The 13,525-nt window shown below is 70.3% G+C and carries 10 protein-coding genes; 8 read left to right on the top strand and 2 right to left on the bottom strand.

Going from position 1 to position 13,525, the window contains the following annotated elements; all coding sequences use genetic code 11:
* Nucleotides 1–194: 194 nt before the first annotated feature.
* A complete protein-coding gene (locus K3N28_RS14385) occupies nt 195–1,439 on the bottom strand; it encodes an ROK family protein (protein ID WP_228093239.1) in 1,245 nt (414 codons plus the stop codon).
* Between the two features lie 654 nt (nt 1,440–2,093).
* Between K3N28_RS14385 and K3N28_RS14380 the strand changes: the two genes are divergently transcribed.
* From K3N28_RS14380 to K3N28_RS14355, 6 genes are all read left to right on the top strand, one after another.
* Complete coding sequence (locus K3N28_RS14380) at nt 2,094–3,782, top strand: extracellular solute-binding protein (protein ID WP_228093238.1); 1,689 nt, start codon at nt 2,094–2,096, stop codon at nt 3,780–3,782.
* Nucleotides 3,783–3,873: 91 nt separating this feature from the next.
* The gene (locus tag K3N28_RS14375) at nt 3,874–4,857 is read left to right on the top strand and encodes a sugar ABC transporter permease (RefSeq protein ID WP_228093237.1); all 984 of its coding nucleotides are present in this window, start codon (nt 3,874–3,876) and stop codon (nt 4,855–4,857) included.
* Complete coding sequence (locus K3N28_RS14370; protein WP_228093236.1) at nt 4,854–5,798, top strand: carbohydrate ABC transporter permease; 945 nt, start codon at nt 4,854–4,856, stop codon at nt 5,796–5,798. The genes K3N28_RS14375 and K3N28_RS14370 overlap by 4 nt, the downstream gene beginning before the upstream one ends.
* Before the next feature lie 230 nt (nt 5,799–6,028).
* Nucleotides 6,029–6,901 carry a hypothetical protein gene (locus K3N28_RS14365; RefSeq protein ID WP_228093235.1) on the top strand — a complete coding sequence of 291 codons (873 nt, stop codon included), beginning with the start codon at nt 6,029–6,031 and terminating at the stop codon, nt 6,899–6,901.
* Nucleotides 6,902–7,023: 122 nt separating this feature from the next.
* Nucleotides 7,024–7,992, top strand: a complete 969-nt coding sequence (locus K3N28_RS14360; protein ID WP_228093234.1) for an ATP-binding cassette domain-containing protein — start codon at nt 7,024–7,026, stop codon at nt 7,990–7,992.
* Complete coding sequence (locus K3N28_RS14355) at nt 7,989–8,801, top strand: ABC transporter permease (protein WP_228093233.1); 813 nt, start codon at nt 7,989–7,991, stop codon at nt 8,799–8,801. Before K3N28_RS14360 ends, K3N28_RS14355 begins: the two co-directional genes overlap by 4 nt.
* Nucleotides 8,802–8,804: 3 nt before the next feature.
* On the opposite strand, the gene K3N28_RS14350 is transcribed toward K3N28_RS14355, so the two are convergent.
* Complete coding sequence (locus K3N28_RS14350; RefSeq protein WP_228093232.1) at nt 8,805–11,660, bottom strand: BTAD domain-containing putative transcriptional regulator; 2,856 nt, start codon at nt 11,658–11,660, stop codon at nt 8,805–8,807.
* Nucleotides 11,661–11,955: 295 nt separating this feature from the next.
* On the opposite strand from K3N28_RS14350, the gene K3N28_RS14345 reads away from it, so the two are divergent.
* A complete protein-coding gene (locus tag K3N28_RS14345) occupies nt 11,956–12,444 on the top strand; it encodes an Imm1 family immunity protein (RefSeq protein ID WP_228093231.1) in 489 nt (162 codons plus the stop codon).
* A gap of 101 nt (nt 12,445–12,545) precedes the next feature.
* The gene (locus K3N28_RS14340; RefSeq protein ID WP_228093230.1) at nt 12,546–13,109 is read left to right on the top strand and encodes a GNAT family N-acetyltransferase; all 564 of its coding nucleotides are present in this window, start codon (nt 12,546–12,548) and stop codon (nt 13,107–13,109) included.
* Nucleotides 13,110–13,525 lie beyond the last annotated feature (416 nt).

Here is a 13,525-nt window from a genome sequence, read left to right as displayed (position 1 = left end):
GTTCATCCGGCGTCAAGGCGGACGAGGCGGCGCAGCGTGTGCGATTGACGGGTTTCGCCCGCTTCGCAGGGTTGTGGCCTGCGGAAACGAACGGGGTAACAGTTCTGAAACAACCGGATCGGAGCCGGTCGGCGGCCCCTCGGCACGCCTCTTATCCAGGGGTGCGCCGGGGGCCGTTTCGCATGGGGGCCGAGCTAGCTGCCGAGGGGAGTCGGCATCTTGCCGGCGTCGATGTCGTTGAGGATGCCGGTGGCCGCGCCGAGGGCCGGGGCCTCGTGCCCGAGGGCCGAGACCACGATCTCGGCTCCGCCCGCCCCCGAGGCGTGGGTGCGCGCGGCGAGTTCCCCCTCCGCGGCGGGCCCGATCCACGGACTCAGCGCTTGGTAGTGGCCGCCGAGGACGACCGCTTCGGGGTTGATCAGGTCCACGGCGAGGGCGATGCCGGCGCCCAGGGCGCGACCGATGCGGGCGAGGGACTCCAGGACGCGGGGGTCGCCGGCGCGGGCGCGGGTGACCACGTCCTCGACTTCGGCCTCGACCTCGGCACCGGCGATGTCGTCCGACTCGGACAGTTCACTGAGGACTGCGCGGACGCCGGCCAGGTCCTCGACGCGGCCGACGCGGCCGTCCACGTCGATGAGGAGGTTGCCGATCTCGCCGGCGAACCCCGTTGCGCCCCGGCGCAGTTCGCCGTCGATGATGAGACCGGCGCCCAGGCCGATCTCGCCGGTCAGATAGATCATGTTGGACACGCCGGCCCAGGAGCCGAAGCGCTGCTCGGCGACCGCGCCGAGGTTCGCGTCGTTGTCGGCGGTCACGGCGTACTTGGGGTCGCGCATCGCCTGGCGCAGGCGGCCGGTGAGGTCGAATTCGGACCAGCCGAGCATGGGGGCGCGCTGGACGACGCCGTCGTTGTCGATCATGCCGGGCACGGCGACGGCGAGCCCGAGGATCTGGCGGCCTTCGGAGTCCATCTTGTCGACGGCCCGCTTGGCGAGCCCGGCGAGCGCGGAGACCGAGCGGCCCGCGGTGGAGCCGGCGCCGTCGTGGGCGCGCCGCCAGGACAGGAGGCGGTTCCCGGCCAGGTCGACGGCGACGAGGGTCATGTAGTCGACGTTGACCTCGACGCCGAGCGAGGCGTAGTAGCCGGTGTCGACGCTGAGGAGGACCGCGGGGCGGCCGATGTTGCCGATGACCGAACCGGACTCGCGCAGCACGCGGCGCTCGATGAGCTCGGCGACGAGCGAGGACACGGTGGCCTTGTTCAGGCCGGTCTTGGCGGCGAGGTCGGCGCGGGAGCAGCGGCCTTCGGAGCGGACCTGGCGCAGCACGAAGCCGAGGTTGTTGGCCCGCACGTCGGTGAAGTCGGCCCGTTTGGCGCGGCCTCGATCCTCGTCGCCGACGGCCCCGGCCGCCTTCGACGCTATGCGCATCGCCATGCTTCCTCCTGCTGTTCTCGTGTCTCGCCTCGGGCCCGGGGTGCGGGCCTTCGGTGGGCGTGCTCGACGGCTGGGGCCGTCGATCGGTTCCGGTGGCACCGGCGAACCGTGATTCGGCACGATTCAGTGTCGTCTGCCGGCCGTGACGCGGCGCGCTCGGCAGCCCGGGCGAACCGTATTCCGGCATTCTCCGCGACGCTTCGGGGGCCTCGACAGGGGCTCTCGACGACGCTTGCGAACCGTTCACAGGCGCTCTCGGCGGCACCTCGCGAGCCGCCAATGGGCCCCCTCGGCGACGCTTGGGAACCGTTGACGAACTCCCTCCGCGACGCTTGGGAACCGTTGACGAACTCCCTCCGCGACGCTTGCGAGCCGTCAATGAGCCCCTTCGGCGACGCTTGCGAGCCGTCAATGAGCATTGTCACGGATGGCGACAACCCGTCGTCGAACCGTCCCTGACAGTGGTCCATGCGCGTGATGCACCACAAGCCCCGTTCCCGAATCGTGATCAATCCGCATCCGTTTCGCCTGACCCCCGCCTTGTGCGGGGTGTCACCGTGCGCTACTTTAGTTTATCGAATAGCCGAACTAATTATCGGCCGCACCCCCTCCCAAAAACCCTCACAACGCAGTACGACCGAAAGGACCAGCAACGTGGCTACTCCCTCAGACGGGTCGATCTTCCGGCGCCGCTCCCTGTTCAAGGCGGCCGGCCTCGGCGCGGCCGGCGCCGCGGGACTTCCCTTCATCGCCGCGTGCAGCGACATCGAGTCGGGCAGCGGCACCGCCCAGGTCCAGACCGGATTCGACTTCCTCCCCGAATACAAGGAATGGAAGCTGCCGCTGGAGCCCGACCTGGTCGGCGAGCCGCCGAACCACCCCTCCGGGTTCACCAGCTACCCCGAGACCGTCCAGGCGGTCACCGACCTGCCCTCCGGGACGGGCACGTACGAACTCACCGTCCCGATGTGGGGCGAGGCGCCCTCCAGGGACGACGAGTACTACGCCACCGTCAATGAGGCCTGGGGCGGCACCGTCGTGCACCTTCGCCACTCGGACGGCAACACCTACGCGGAGACCTCGCAGCAGTGGCTGCAGGCCAACGAGTTCGGCGACGCCATCCAGATCTTCAGCTGGATGCTCTACGCGCACCCGAACTTCCGCGAGACGGTCGTCAACTCGTTCTACGATCTGACCGACCTCCTCTCCGGCGACATCTCCGACCGCTGGCCGCTGCTGGCCAGCCTCGGGGACGAGGTCTGGGCCAGGGCCGTCTGGTCGACCGACCCCGAGGACCCCGAGTCCGCCCGCATCTTCGGCATCCCCGGCTCCATGCTGGGCGGCACCCAGAACGCCATGTTCTACCGCACCGACCTGCTCGAGCAGCTCGGCATGGAGGTCCCGACCACCACCGCCGAAGTGCTCGAGGTCGCCCGCGCGTTCTCCGACGATGCGGCCGGCAAGTGGGCGTTCCTGGGCTCCGACTGGCTCACCCCGGCCTGGTTCGGCCTCGCCAGCGGCGACGGCTGGGCCTACATCGACGGCAAGCTCGTCCACAACTCCGAGCGCCCCGAGTACACCGAGTGGCTCGAGTTCCGCCGCATCCTGCACGACGAGAAGCTGCAGCACCCGGACATCGCCAGCGGCACGCTGGACACCAAGCAGCTCTTCAAGGCGGGCACCAGCCTGTTCCAGCAGGACGGCATGACCTTCTGGAGCGAGTACACCGACTGGGTCAACAGCGGCGAGGCCCCCGGCGGCATCGGCACCCTCGGCGCGATCGCCGTCGAGGGCCGCACCCCGCTGGTGCACGCCAAGGCCGACGTCGAAGGCTGGGTCTTCCTCAACAAGGACCTCTCCCAGGAGCAGGTCGAGGAGCTCCTCGACGTCGCCAACTTCTGCTCGGCCCCGTACGGCACCAAGGAGTGGGAGCTGCTGGAGTACGGCGTCGAGGGCACGCACTTCAACTACGGCGAGGACGGCACCCCGGTCTACACCGACCTGGGCGTCAGCGTGGTCCAGGCCCCCGTCAACTACAAGACCTTCTCCGGCGAGGTCCAGAAGTTCCTGACCGGCCCGCCCGCGATGGTCCAGGCCCTGTTCGACCAGAACGCCGCCCTCAAGGAGTACTTCGAGGAGGACATCTGGGCGGGCGTCCGCGTCGAGGCCCCGGCGGCCTTCACCGCCGCCGCCCAGAACCTGCAGGACCAGGAGAACGACGTGGCCTACGGCCGCGCCGAACTCTCGGAGATCCCGGCGATGGTCGAGACCTTCCTCAACAACGGCGGCGAAGAAGGCCGCGAGCACTTCACGGCCGTCTACGAGTCCCTCCACGGCGAGTAATCCGATGGCCGGGCGGCCCGCTCGGGCGGGCCGCCCGGCCACTCGCTCCCTGTCCCTCTGACTGCGAACCGGACCGGATACAAGAATCACGATGGCAGCACTCCAGACTTCAGTTCCGGGAGCCGCGCAGGCCCCCACGGAGCGTCCCCGCGTCAAGCGGAAGCGAACGGTGGGCCAGCGGTTCCGCCACGATTGGCCTCTGCTCCTGCTCACCCTGCCCGCCATGGCGCAGCTCGCGATCTTCTTCTACTGGCCCAGCGCCTGGAACGTCATCGCGTTCATGGACTACAGCCCGCACCGGCCCTTCTGGGAGAACCCGATCGTGGGCTTCGCCTGGTTCGGGCGGCTGTTCTCCGACCCGTACTTCCTCCCGGCGCTCGGGAACACGCTGAAGTTCGCCCTGGCGCAACTGGCGTTCGTGTTCCCGCTGTCGATCGTGCTGGCGCTGGTGATGCACAGCGTCGTCTCGACCAAGATCCGGAGCCTGTTCCAGTCGGTCGTGTACCTGCCGTACTTCTTCTCCTGGGTCCTGGTCGTCACCGTCTTCGTCCAGATGCTCGGCTCCGACGGCCTGGTCTCCAACCTGCTGCTGCAGTCCGGCGGCGACCGCCTGACCTTCATGACCGACGGCGACTCCTTCGTGTTCCTGGCCTGGATGCAGTGGGCCTGGAAGGACGCCGGCTGGGGCATGATCATCTTCCTGGCGGCGCTCGCCTCGATCAACCCGAGCCTGTACGAGGCCGCGGCCGTCGACGGCGCCGGACGCTGGAAGCGCATGTGGCACATCACGCTCCCGGGCATCCGGCCCGTCATCGTGCTGCTGCTCATCCTGCAGCTCGGCGGCATCCTGACCGTCGGCTTCGAGCAGTACCAGCTGCAGCGCGACTCGGTCGGCTTCGGCGCCACCGAGGTGCTCGACACCTTCGTCTACTACCGCAGCATCATCGGGCCCCAGTCCGAATCCTTCGGCACGGCGGCGGGTCTGTTCAAGGGCGTGATCGGGCTCATCCTGATCCTCATCGCCAACAACGTCGCGCACCGCCTCGGAGAGCAAGGGATCTACCAGAAGTCATGACCACCACCGACATTCGGATCCAACCGCGGCGCCGCGGCGACAAGCGCCCCTCCTGGGACGAGGAGCCCTCGTTCCTCGGCAAGTTCGTCAAGGCGGCCTTCCTCGTCTGCTACGCGGCCGCGATCGTGCTCCCCATCTGGGCGGTCGTCGCGACCAGCTTCGCCAGCGAGGAGGCGCTCTCCCGCGCCGGCGGCAACCTGCTGCTCATCCCGACCGACGTGAGCCTGAAGGCCTATGAGGAGATCTTCTCGGGCGGCGCGCTCACCGAGTCGCTGCTGCTGACCATGGGCCTGACCCTGGGCGGCACCGCGATCAGCATGGTGATCACCATCGGCGCGGCCTACGGGCTCTCGCGTCCGGGGACCCTGCTGCACCGGCCGCTGCTGATGCTCGTCCTCTTCACCTTCCTGTTCGCGCCGGGCCTGTACCCGAGTTTCCTGGTGGTGCAGTCGCTGGGCCTGTTCAACAGCTACTGGTCGCTGATCCTGCCGATGGCGATGAACGCCTTCAACCTGATCGTGCTGCGATCGTTCTTCATGAACAGCGTGCCGGGCGAGCTGCTCGACGCCGCGAAGATGGACGGGGCCGGCGAGTTCCGGACCCTGTTCAAGATCGTGCTGCCGATGTCGAAGGCGATCCTCGCGGTCATCGCGCTGTTCTACGCGGTCATGTACTGGAACATCTACTTCCAGGCGGTGCTGTACATCCCGAGCCAGGACGTCCAGCCGATCCAGGTGGTGCTCCAGCGGATGCTCATGTCGACCCAGGGCCTGCCCGGCGCGGCCTCGCAGGCGGCCCAGTACCAGTCCACGGCCGCGGCGCCGACCGCGGCGCTGAAGATGGCCGTCGTGGTCTGCACCATCATCCCGATCGTGATCATGTACCCGTTCATCCAGAAGCACTTCACGAAGGCCGTGATCACCGGCGCGATCAAGGGCTGATTTACGGCTCGCAAGCGTCGCCGTGACCGGCTGATTTACGGCCCGCAAGCGTCGCCGTGACCGGCTGATTTACGGCTCGCAAGCGTCGTCGTCACCGGCCGGGCACTCCTCCCGAGAAGGGCCGCCTCCGCATCGCGGAGGCGGCCCCTTCACCTCCTTCCCGGGCGAGCGAAATTGCTAGACTCCCGACTGCCCCCTCAGCTCACCCCTACGACGGAAATGGGTTCCGCATGCCTCCTCGGTTCAGCGCCGTCGTCCGTCGGAAACCGCTCGCGATCACGGCGCTCGCCGTGATCGCGGTCCTGTCGCTGACGGTCGGCATCGTCGCACTGACTCCCGAACCGAAGGCCGAGATCCATTTCCTGCCGGCCCCCTCGCCCAGCCCGGAGCAGGAGCAGGACCCCGAACTGGCCGCTGCGGAGCTCGTCGAAGAGGCCGGTCTCGCCGGCGAGTTCAGCTTCGTGCTCTACGACTCGGTCGAGGACCGGTACCTGCTCAGCTACCGTCCCGACGAAGTCCATTACACGATGTCGGTCTCGAAGGTCATGATCGCCGTCGGCGCGCTCCGACGCGGCGTCGACCCGTCCGTGGTGGCCGAGATGATCTCCTGGAGCGACGACCCGATCGCCAACGAGCTGTGGGGCCGCGTCGAAGGTCCCGTCCTCATCGAGGAGCTGGCGGAGGAGATGGGACTCCGGCACACGACGCCCTCACCGGAGTGGGGACGCTGGGGCGACATCCTGATCTCGGCCACGGACGTGGTGCGCATGTACGAACACGTCCTCGCGGAACTGCCCGAGAGCGAGCGCACCGTCATCGTCGACGCGATGGAGGCGACGACGGCGGTCGGAGCCGACGGCTACGACCAGACCTTCGGCATCCCCACCGCCGCGGGCGACCTCGACTGGGCGGTCAAGCAGGGCTGGGGGTGCTGCAAACCGGACCGCTTCCTGGTCTCGACCGGCACCCTCGGGCCGGACCACCGCTACATCGCGGCGATCTTCGGCGCCTGGGACGAGAGCAAGGTGGGTGAGGAGCAGTCCGCTGAGGAGATGAACACCGTGGCCGCGGGCCTCATCGCCGCCCTCCCGGACCCGGCCTGACCGTTCACTCCGCCTTCGGCCGTGAAAGCCGGCCCGAGGGCCGTGAAAGCCGCGTGAAAGCGGACTGACAGGCGAGGGCCGCACGCTGGTTCCACAGGAAGCGAACCAGAAAGGCGCACCCCATGCGATACGCCATCGAAGTCCGGGGGCTGAAGAAGTCCTTCGGCGAGGTCCAGGCGCTCAGATGCGTGGACCTCGCCGCGGCCCCCGGCACCGTGCTCGGAGTCCTCGGCCCCAACGGCGCGGGCAAGACCACGGCCGTCCGCGTCATGTCCACCCTCACCCGGCCCGACGCGGGGACCGCGCACGTGCTCGGCCTCGACGTCACGACGCGGGCCGCGCAGGTCCGCGAGCGCATCGGCCTCACCGGCCAGTACGCCGGGCTCGACCCGAACCTCTCCGGCGAGCAGAACCTCGTCCTCATCGCCCGGCTCCTCGGGGCCTCGCGCCGCCAGGCGAGGACCCGCGCCCACGAGCTCCTCGAGCGGTTCGACCTCGCCCATGCCGCCACGCGCGCCGCGGGCAAGTACTCCGGCGGGATGCGGCGCCGCCTCGACCTCGCGGCCTCGATCGTGCGCCGCCCGGAGGTGCTGTTCCTCGACGAGCCGACCACGGGCCTGGACCCGAAGAGCCGGGGCGGCCTGTGGGAGGTCGTGCGGGAGCTCGTCGCCGCGGGCACGACGGTCCTGCTCACCACCCAGTACCTGGAGGAGGCCGACCAGCTGGCCGACTCGATCGCGGTCATCGACGCCGGCCGCGTCATCGCGTCCGGCACGCCTTCGCAGTTGAAGCAGGCCGTCGGCGGGCAGGTGCTGCGCCTGTCCCCCGCCCGGCCCGAGGCGGCCGAGCGCCTGGTCCAGCTCGCCGAATGGGCGATCGACGTCAAGGCCCGCAACGAGGACGGCACCGTGGTCGTGCCGGTCGCCAACGCGGGCGAGGCGCAGGCCGTCATGGCCCGCGTCGGGCAGGCCGGAATCGACCTGGCGGGTTTCGGGCTCGACGAGCCGACCCTCGACGAGGTCTTCCTGACCCTCACCGGACACCGGGCCGAGGCCCGAGACGACGAACGCACGAAGGAGCCGGCCGCATGACCGCCTTGCACACGAACGCCGCCACGGACACGACCTGGACGACGAAGCGCGGAGCCCTGGCCCAATCGGCGTCGATGGCGGCGCGCTCGCTCGCCTCGATCCGGCACCAGCCCGCCCAGCTCATCGACTTCTTCATGATCCCGCTGATGATCCTGCTGTCGATCACGTTCTTCATGGGCGGCCAGATGATGGGGTCCTGGCAGGACTTCCTCCAGTACGCCGGGCCGACGATCATCGCGATGGGCCTGTTCTTCGCCATCGTCGCCACGGGCCTGGGACTCTACGGCGACATCAAGGAAGGCGTGTTCGACCGCCTCACGGCCATGCCGGTCTCCCGGTTCGCGCTGCTCGCCGGGCGGATCGGCGCCGACATGGCGAAGCACGCGTGGGCGCTGCTCGTCGTCGGCGGCGTCGCGTTCGCGATCGGCTACCGGGCCGAGGGCGGCGTCCTCGGCACCGCCGCGGCGGCCGGGGTGCTCCTGCTGTTCCTGTTCTCCGCCTCCTGGACGATGGCCCTGGCCGGCCTCACCGCCAAGAGCGAGGAGCAGATCCAGACCTGGATGATCAGCCTGCTCATGCCGCTGGCCTACACCTCGACGATCTTCGTGGAGATCGAGACGCTCCCGGGCGCGGTGCAGTGGCTGGCCGAGATCAACCCGCTGTCGGCGCTCGCCGACTCGATGCGGGTGTTCCTCGACGGGGGCACGCCGGGCGGAGAGGTGCTCGCGCTCTTCGGCTGGTGCGCGGCGATCGTCGCGGTGTTCGTGCCGCTGTCGCTGCGGGCCTACCGCAGACGGCTCGGCGACTGAGCGCTAGGCGCTGAAGGGCCAGGCGCTCTGTGCGAGGCGCGCGGCCGCCCGGGCCTCCAGGTCCGGGTCGCCGATCTCGCGCGCCACGGCCGCCGCCTGCCGGAACAGGTGCAGCGAACTCTCCGAGAAGCTCAGGTACCTCGGCAGCTCGGACTCCGCGTCGAGCAGCAGGTCGCGCGCTTCGGTGAGCTTCCCGAGGCGGCGCAGGCAGATCGACGCGGCCGTGGCCGCGCCGACGACGTTCTCGATGTTGCCGATCCGCCTCGCCCGCCCGGCCGCCTCGCGCAGCTCCTCCAGCAATGCGGCCGGGTCCGGACCGTACTCGGCGTCGAGCCGCCAGAGGTGCTCCACGATCACCGAGTCCGCCAGGTCGGCCCCGAACTCGGACTCCGCCTGGAGCGCCCGGGTCAGCAGCCCGCGCGCCCCGAGGTAGTCCTTCACGGCCATGCGTCCGGCCGCGAGGGACTGGAGCGACATGACCAGGCCGAACCGCTCGCCGAGCCGCTCGAAGATCGCATGGCTCTCGGCGATCTCGGCGGCCGCCCGGTCGAGGTCGCCCGCCTTGACGGACACGTCGGAGAGGAACAGCAGGGTCATGCCCCTGACCCACGCGTCGCGATCGGGGTCGAGCCCCGCCGCGATCGCGCGCAGCGTGTCGCCGTCCCCGGCCAGCAGCGCCCGGATCACCGGGACCATCCTCAGGACGGGCTCGGCCTCGTAGAGGTCGTGCTCCTCGATGAGCGCTTGGGCCGCTTCGTACTCGGCGCCGACCACGGACGGGTCGAGCGAACCGGACCACATGCCCCAGTTGCCGGCGAGCGCGAGCCTCGCCCGCTGGAGCGGCGTGATCCCCCCGTCGATCGGCATGGCCCGCACCTGCCGGGCGAGTTCCTGGCCTTCGCGCCGGTGGCCGCGCATCCACCAGTACCAGGAGAGCGGCGCGAGGGTGCGGTAGGCGAGTTCGGTGTTCCCGGCGGCGATCATGCGCCGGATCGCGGCGGTGTAGTTGCCGTGGTCGAGCGCGAGGCGGTCGAGCCATGCGACCTGCTCGGCGCGCATGAGGTGTCGTTCGGCGCGCTCGGCGCGGCGGGCGAAGCAGCGGGCGTGCGCGACGCGGCGGGCGGCGGTCTCGCCGAGTTCGGCGAGTCGCCCGGCGGCGTAGGCGCGGATGGTCTCCAGGAGCCGGTAGCGGCCATTCGGCAGCCGCTGGACCAGGGACTTGTCGACCAGGCTCGCGATGATGTCCACATCGGTCTCGCAGACTTCGCAGGCGGCGTCGAGGTCGGCGCCGCCGTTGAAGACCGAGAAGCGGGCGAGGGCCAGGCGTTCGGCGTCGTCGAGGAGGTCCCAGCTCCAGTCGACGACGGCGCGGAGGTTGCGCTGGCGGGGCGCCGCCGTGCGGTCGCCGCGGGTGAGCAGGCCGAAGCGGTCGTGCAGACGCGCGGCGAGGTCGGCGAGGTTCATGGTCCGCAGCCGTGCGGCGGCGAGCTCGATCGCGAGCGGCAGCCCGTCGAGCGCGGTGCAGATCTCGGCGACCAGGGACGCGCCGGATGCGTCCATTGTGAACTCGCGGTCGGCTCGGGCGGCGCGTTCGGCGAAGAGCCGCACGGCGGGGCCGGGTTCGGCGTCCGGGCCGGGAAGGGCGAGCGGGGCGAGCGCGAAGACGTGCTCGCCGGTGATGCCGAGGGGTTCGCGGCTGGTGGCGAGGACGGTGACGCCGGGGGCGCGGGGCAGGAGGAACGCGATGAGGTCGGCCGTCGCGGCGATGACGTGCTCGCAGTTGTCGACGACGAGGAGCATGTCGGCGGCGCGGAGGGCTTCGACGAGCCGGTCCAGCGGGTCGCCGATGCGTCGGGAGGTCGGGGATTCGGTGAGGCGGAGCGCGTCGAGGACGACTTCGGGCAGGCGCGCGGCGTCCGTGACGGGTGCGAGTTCGACCAGGCGCGCCGTCGTCCCGCGCGCTTCGAGGAGGCGGGCGGTCTCGACGGCGAGGCGGGTCTTGCCGGTGCCGCCGGGTCCGGTGAGGGTCACGAGCCGGTCGGCGGCCAGCAGCGCGGGCAGGGCCTCCAGTTCGGATTCGCGGCCGATGCAGGCGGTCAAGGGCTGCGGCAGGCGACGCGCGTTCGCCGGGGCGGGGGCGGGTTCGACGCCGCGGAGGACGTCGAGGCGGGCCTCTTGCAGCTGCGCCGAGGGGTCGACGCCGAGCTCGTCGGCGAGCGCCGTGCGCACCCGGTCGTAGACCGCGAGGGCCTCGGCCTGGCGGCCGGCCGCGGCCAGGGCCCGCATGTACCGGGCCGCGAGCGGTTCGTTCATGGGATCGGCGGCGTGCCCGGCCGCGAATTCGGCCAAGACGGCCTCGGCGCCTTCGAGTCGGAGGCGGGCGTCGGCGCGGAGGGCCGCGACGGCCTCGCGGCGAGCGGCGAGTCTGACGAGGACGGCTTCGGCGAAGTCGTGGCGTTCGAGTTCGGACGGACCGCGCCAGAGCGCGAGAGCGGCTTCGGCCCGGTCGCGGACGACGGCGGGAGCGTCCTCTCTAGAGGCCACTTCGGTTTGTGCAGCAAGTTGTTCGAATTCGGAGAGGTCGACGGCGACTCCGGTGAGCCGGTAACCGTTCGCTTCCGTGGCGACGCGGTCGCCGAGCCGACGGCGGAGCCGCGAGAGCTGGGTGTGGAGCGCGCCGGCGGCGTTGACGGGCGCCGCGGCGGGCCAGAGGGCGTCGACGAGCGCGTCGGACGAGACGGCGCGCCCCGGTTCGAGCGCGAGCCGGGCCAGGAGGGCGCGCTGGCGACCGGCGGGGACGGCGACCTCGGCTCCCGAGTCGTCGAGCACCCGCAACGGCCCCAGCAGCTCTACACGCATGGGTTCCATCTTGCCGCGCTCGGGCCCCGCGGAGGGAGCCGGTCCCGGTGGGGGTGGCGCGCTCGCTCCTGATTGGAATCTGCCAGTTGCATGGACAGATTGTCACGGCATATCAGTGCTTTTCTGTCAACTTCCCGACTGATCGGCCATACGGGCCGATGGCGGACGTACTGTCGATGCTCAAAACACCCCGACAATGTGAGGTGCGGTGTCCGCCATGGCGATCAGCCTCGACTATCCCCACGACTCCCAGTTCCGCACGTCCGCCTCTCCTGACGCGGAAGGAGAACCACCCATGAGCGCCGGACCCGCACATGCGCACGTCGCCGGCTATTGCGTCGAGTTCACCCTCGAGACCCGGGACTACGGGACCCAGGTGCTGCTCGCCCAGGACCCGGACGGCGTGGCCGCCGCCGTGGCGACGATCGTGTCCGCCGACCTGGTGCAGGTGGCGACCGCGCTCGTGCGCGACCGGCCCGGGTACGAACCGGGAGGACGGCCCGACCACGGGCTCAAGATCGTCGCCGACAAGGCGAACGAGGTCGGCGCGCTGGCGTACTACGGCCCGGGCGGCGAGGACTACGGCCCGGGCGCGTGGGTCACCTACTCGAAGGAGCCGCTGTCCCCCGACATCCCGCTCTACCGGGACATGGACACGGCCAGCGTGTTCCCTTCGGACGCGCACATCGCGCTGAGCACGCTGGCGCGTGCGGTGGAGGACTTCCGGTCCTCGGGCGGTCTGCGACCGGCGATCTGCATGTGGCGGCCGAGCACGGTCTGGTGAGCACGGCCTGTCGGAGCAGGCGCAGCGAGCTCGGTGTGGTGCATCGCCGTCTGGCGGGATCGCGGCCCGGCATGGTTCCCGCCGCTGGATACAGTTCGCCCATGAGCAGCACTGACCTGGTCGCCGTTCGCTTCGCCGAGCCCGAGGACGCCCCGGAGATCGCCGCGATCGTCAACCACTACATCGCCGAGAGCACCGCGAACTTCCGCACCGAGGCGCAGACCCCCGCCGAGTGGGAGCACGACATCGCGGCATACGGCAGCCGGTATCCCTGGCTGCTGGCGACTGTCGCGGACGGCACGGTCAGGGGCAAGGCGGTCGGCGTGGCCTATGCGAAGCCGTGGAACGCCCGGCAGGCGTACGACTGGACCGCCGAGGCGACCGTGTACGTGGCGGCCGGGCAGCGCGGCAGGCGCGTCGGTTCGACGCTCTATCGGGAGCTGCTCAAGCGGCTCGAGGCTCAGGGCTTCCACAGCGTCATGGCGCAGGTGACGAGTCCCAACCCTGGCAGCGAGGCGCTGCACGCGGCGTGCGGGTTCGAGTTGGTGGGCACGATCAAGGCCGCGGGTTACAAGCACGGCGAGTGGCACGACGTGGGGATCTGGCAGAAGATCCTGGCCGCTCCGGAAGGCGCCCCGGCTCCTACGACGCCGGTGGAACGCTAGCCACGCCGCAACGACAGCGTCCGGCCAACCCGCGATGCCGACCCTCGACATCAAGATCCACGCCGCTCGGGTGCCCGATGTGATTGGGCTTCAGGGGGCGTAGGAGTTCGGGTTGGCGGTGATGACCGCGCTGGTTGAGGTGCTCGGTGGGGGCGAAGCGCTTGAGGCGCTCGCACTTGGCCGCTGCAACCGTATTGCCTGCCTGGTGGGGCGGTGAGTGAGGTTCAGACGGGCGGCGACAACAGGGTGAGTGATAGTCGGTGTCGGTGCTCGACTGTCGGGCGGAGCGGTGGTCGAGGTTCGGGCAGGCGGCGACAACGAGGCGAGCCGAGCGTCGGGGCAGTCGTGCGGTTGTCGGGTCGCGGGCACGGGCCGCGGGGGCGGGCTGCGGCCGGTTTCCGTTGCGGGCCTTTGGT

The organism is Glycomyces sp. TRM65418, assembly GCF_019710475.1.
In the GTDB taxonomy this organism is placed as follows: domain Bacteria; phylum Actinomycetota; class Actinomycetes; order Mycobacteriales; family Micromonosporaceae; genus Glycomyces.
This window is presented reverse-complemented; position numbering and strand designations above follow the sequence as displayed.

Excerpts from the sequence above, each read along its gene's own strand:
- K3N28_RS14385 (WP_228093239.1), bottom strand. The coding sequence starts at position 1,439 with ATGGCGATGCGCATAGCGTCGAAGGCGGCCGGGGCCGTCGGCGACGAG.
- K3N28_RS14375 (WP_228093237.1), top strand. The coding sequence starts at position 3,874 with ATGGCAGCACTCCAGACTTCAGTTCCGGGAGCCGCGCAGGCCCCCACG.
- K3N28_RS14370 (WP_228093236.1), top strand. The coding sequence starts at position 4,854 with ATGACCACCACCGACATTCGGATCCAACCGCGGCGCCGCGGCGACAAG.
- K3N28_RS14365 (WP_228093235.1), top strand. The coding sequence starts at position 6,029 with ATGCCTCCTCGGTTCAGCGCCGTCGTCCGTCGGAAACCGCTCGCGATC.
- K3N28_RS14360 (WP_228093234.1), top strand. The coding sequence starts at position 7,024 with ATGCGATACGCCATCGAAGTCCGGGGGCTGAAGAAGTCCTTCGGCGAG.
- K3N28_RS14355 (WP_228093233.1), top strand. The coding sequence starts at position 7,989 with ATGACCGCCTTGCACACGAACGCCGCCACGGACACGACCTGGACGACG.
- K3N28_RS14350 (WP_228093232.1), bottom strand. The coding sequence starts at position 11,660 with ATGCGTGTAGAGCTGCTGGGGCCGTTGCGGGTGCTCGACGACTCGGGA.
- K3N28_RS14345 (WP_228093231.1), top strand. The coding sequence starts at position 11,956 with ATGAGCGCCGGACCCGCACATGCGCACGTCGCCGGCTATTGCGTCGAG.
- K3N28_RS14340 (WP_228093230.1), top strand. The coding sequence starts at position 12,546 with ATGAGCAGCACTGACCTGGTCGCCGTTCGCTTCGCCGAGCCCGAGGAC.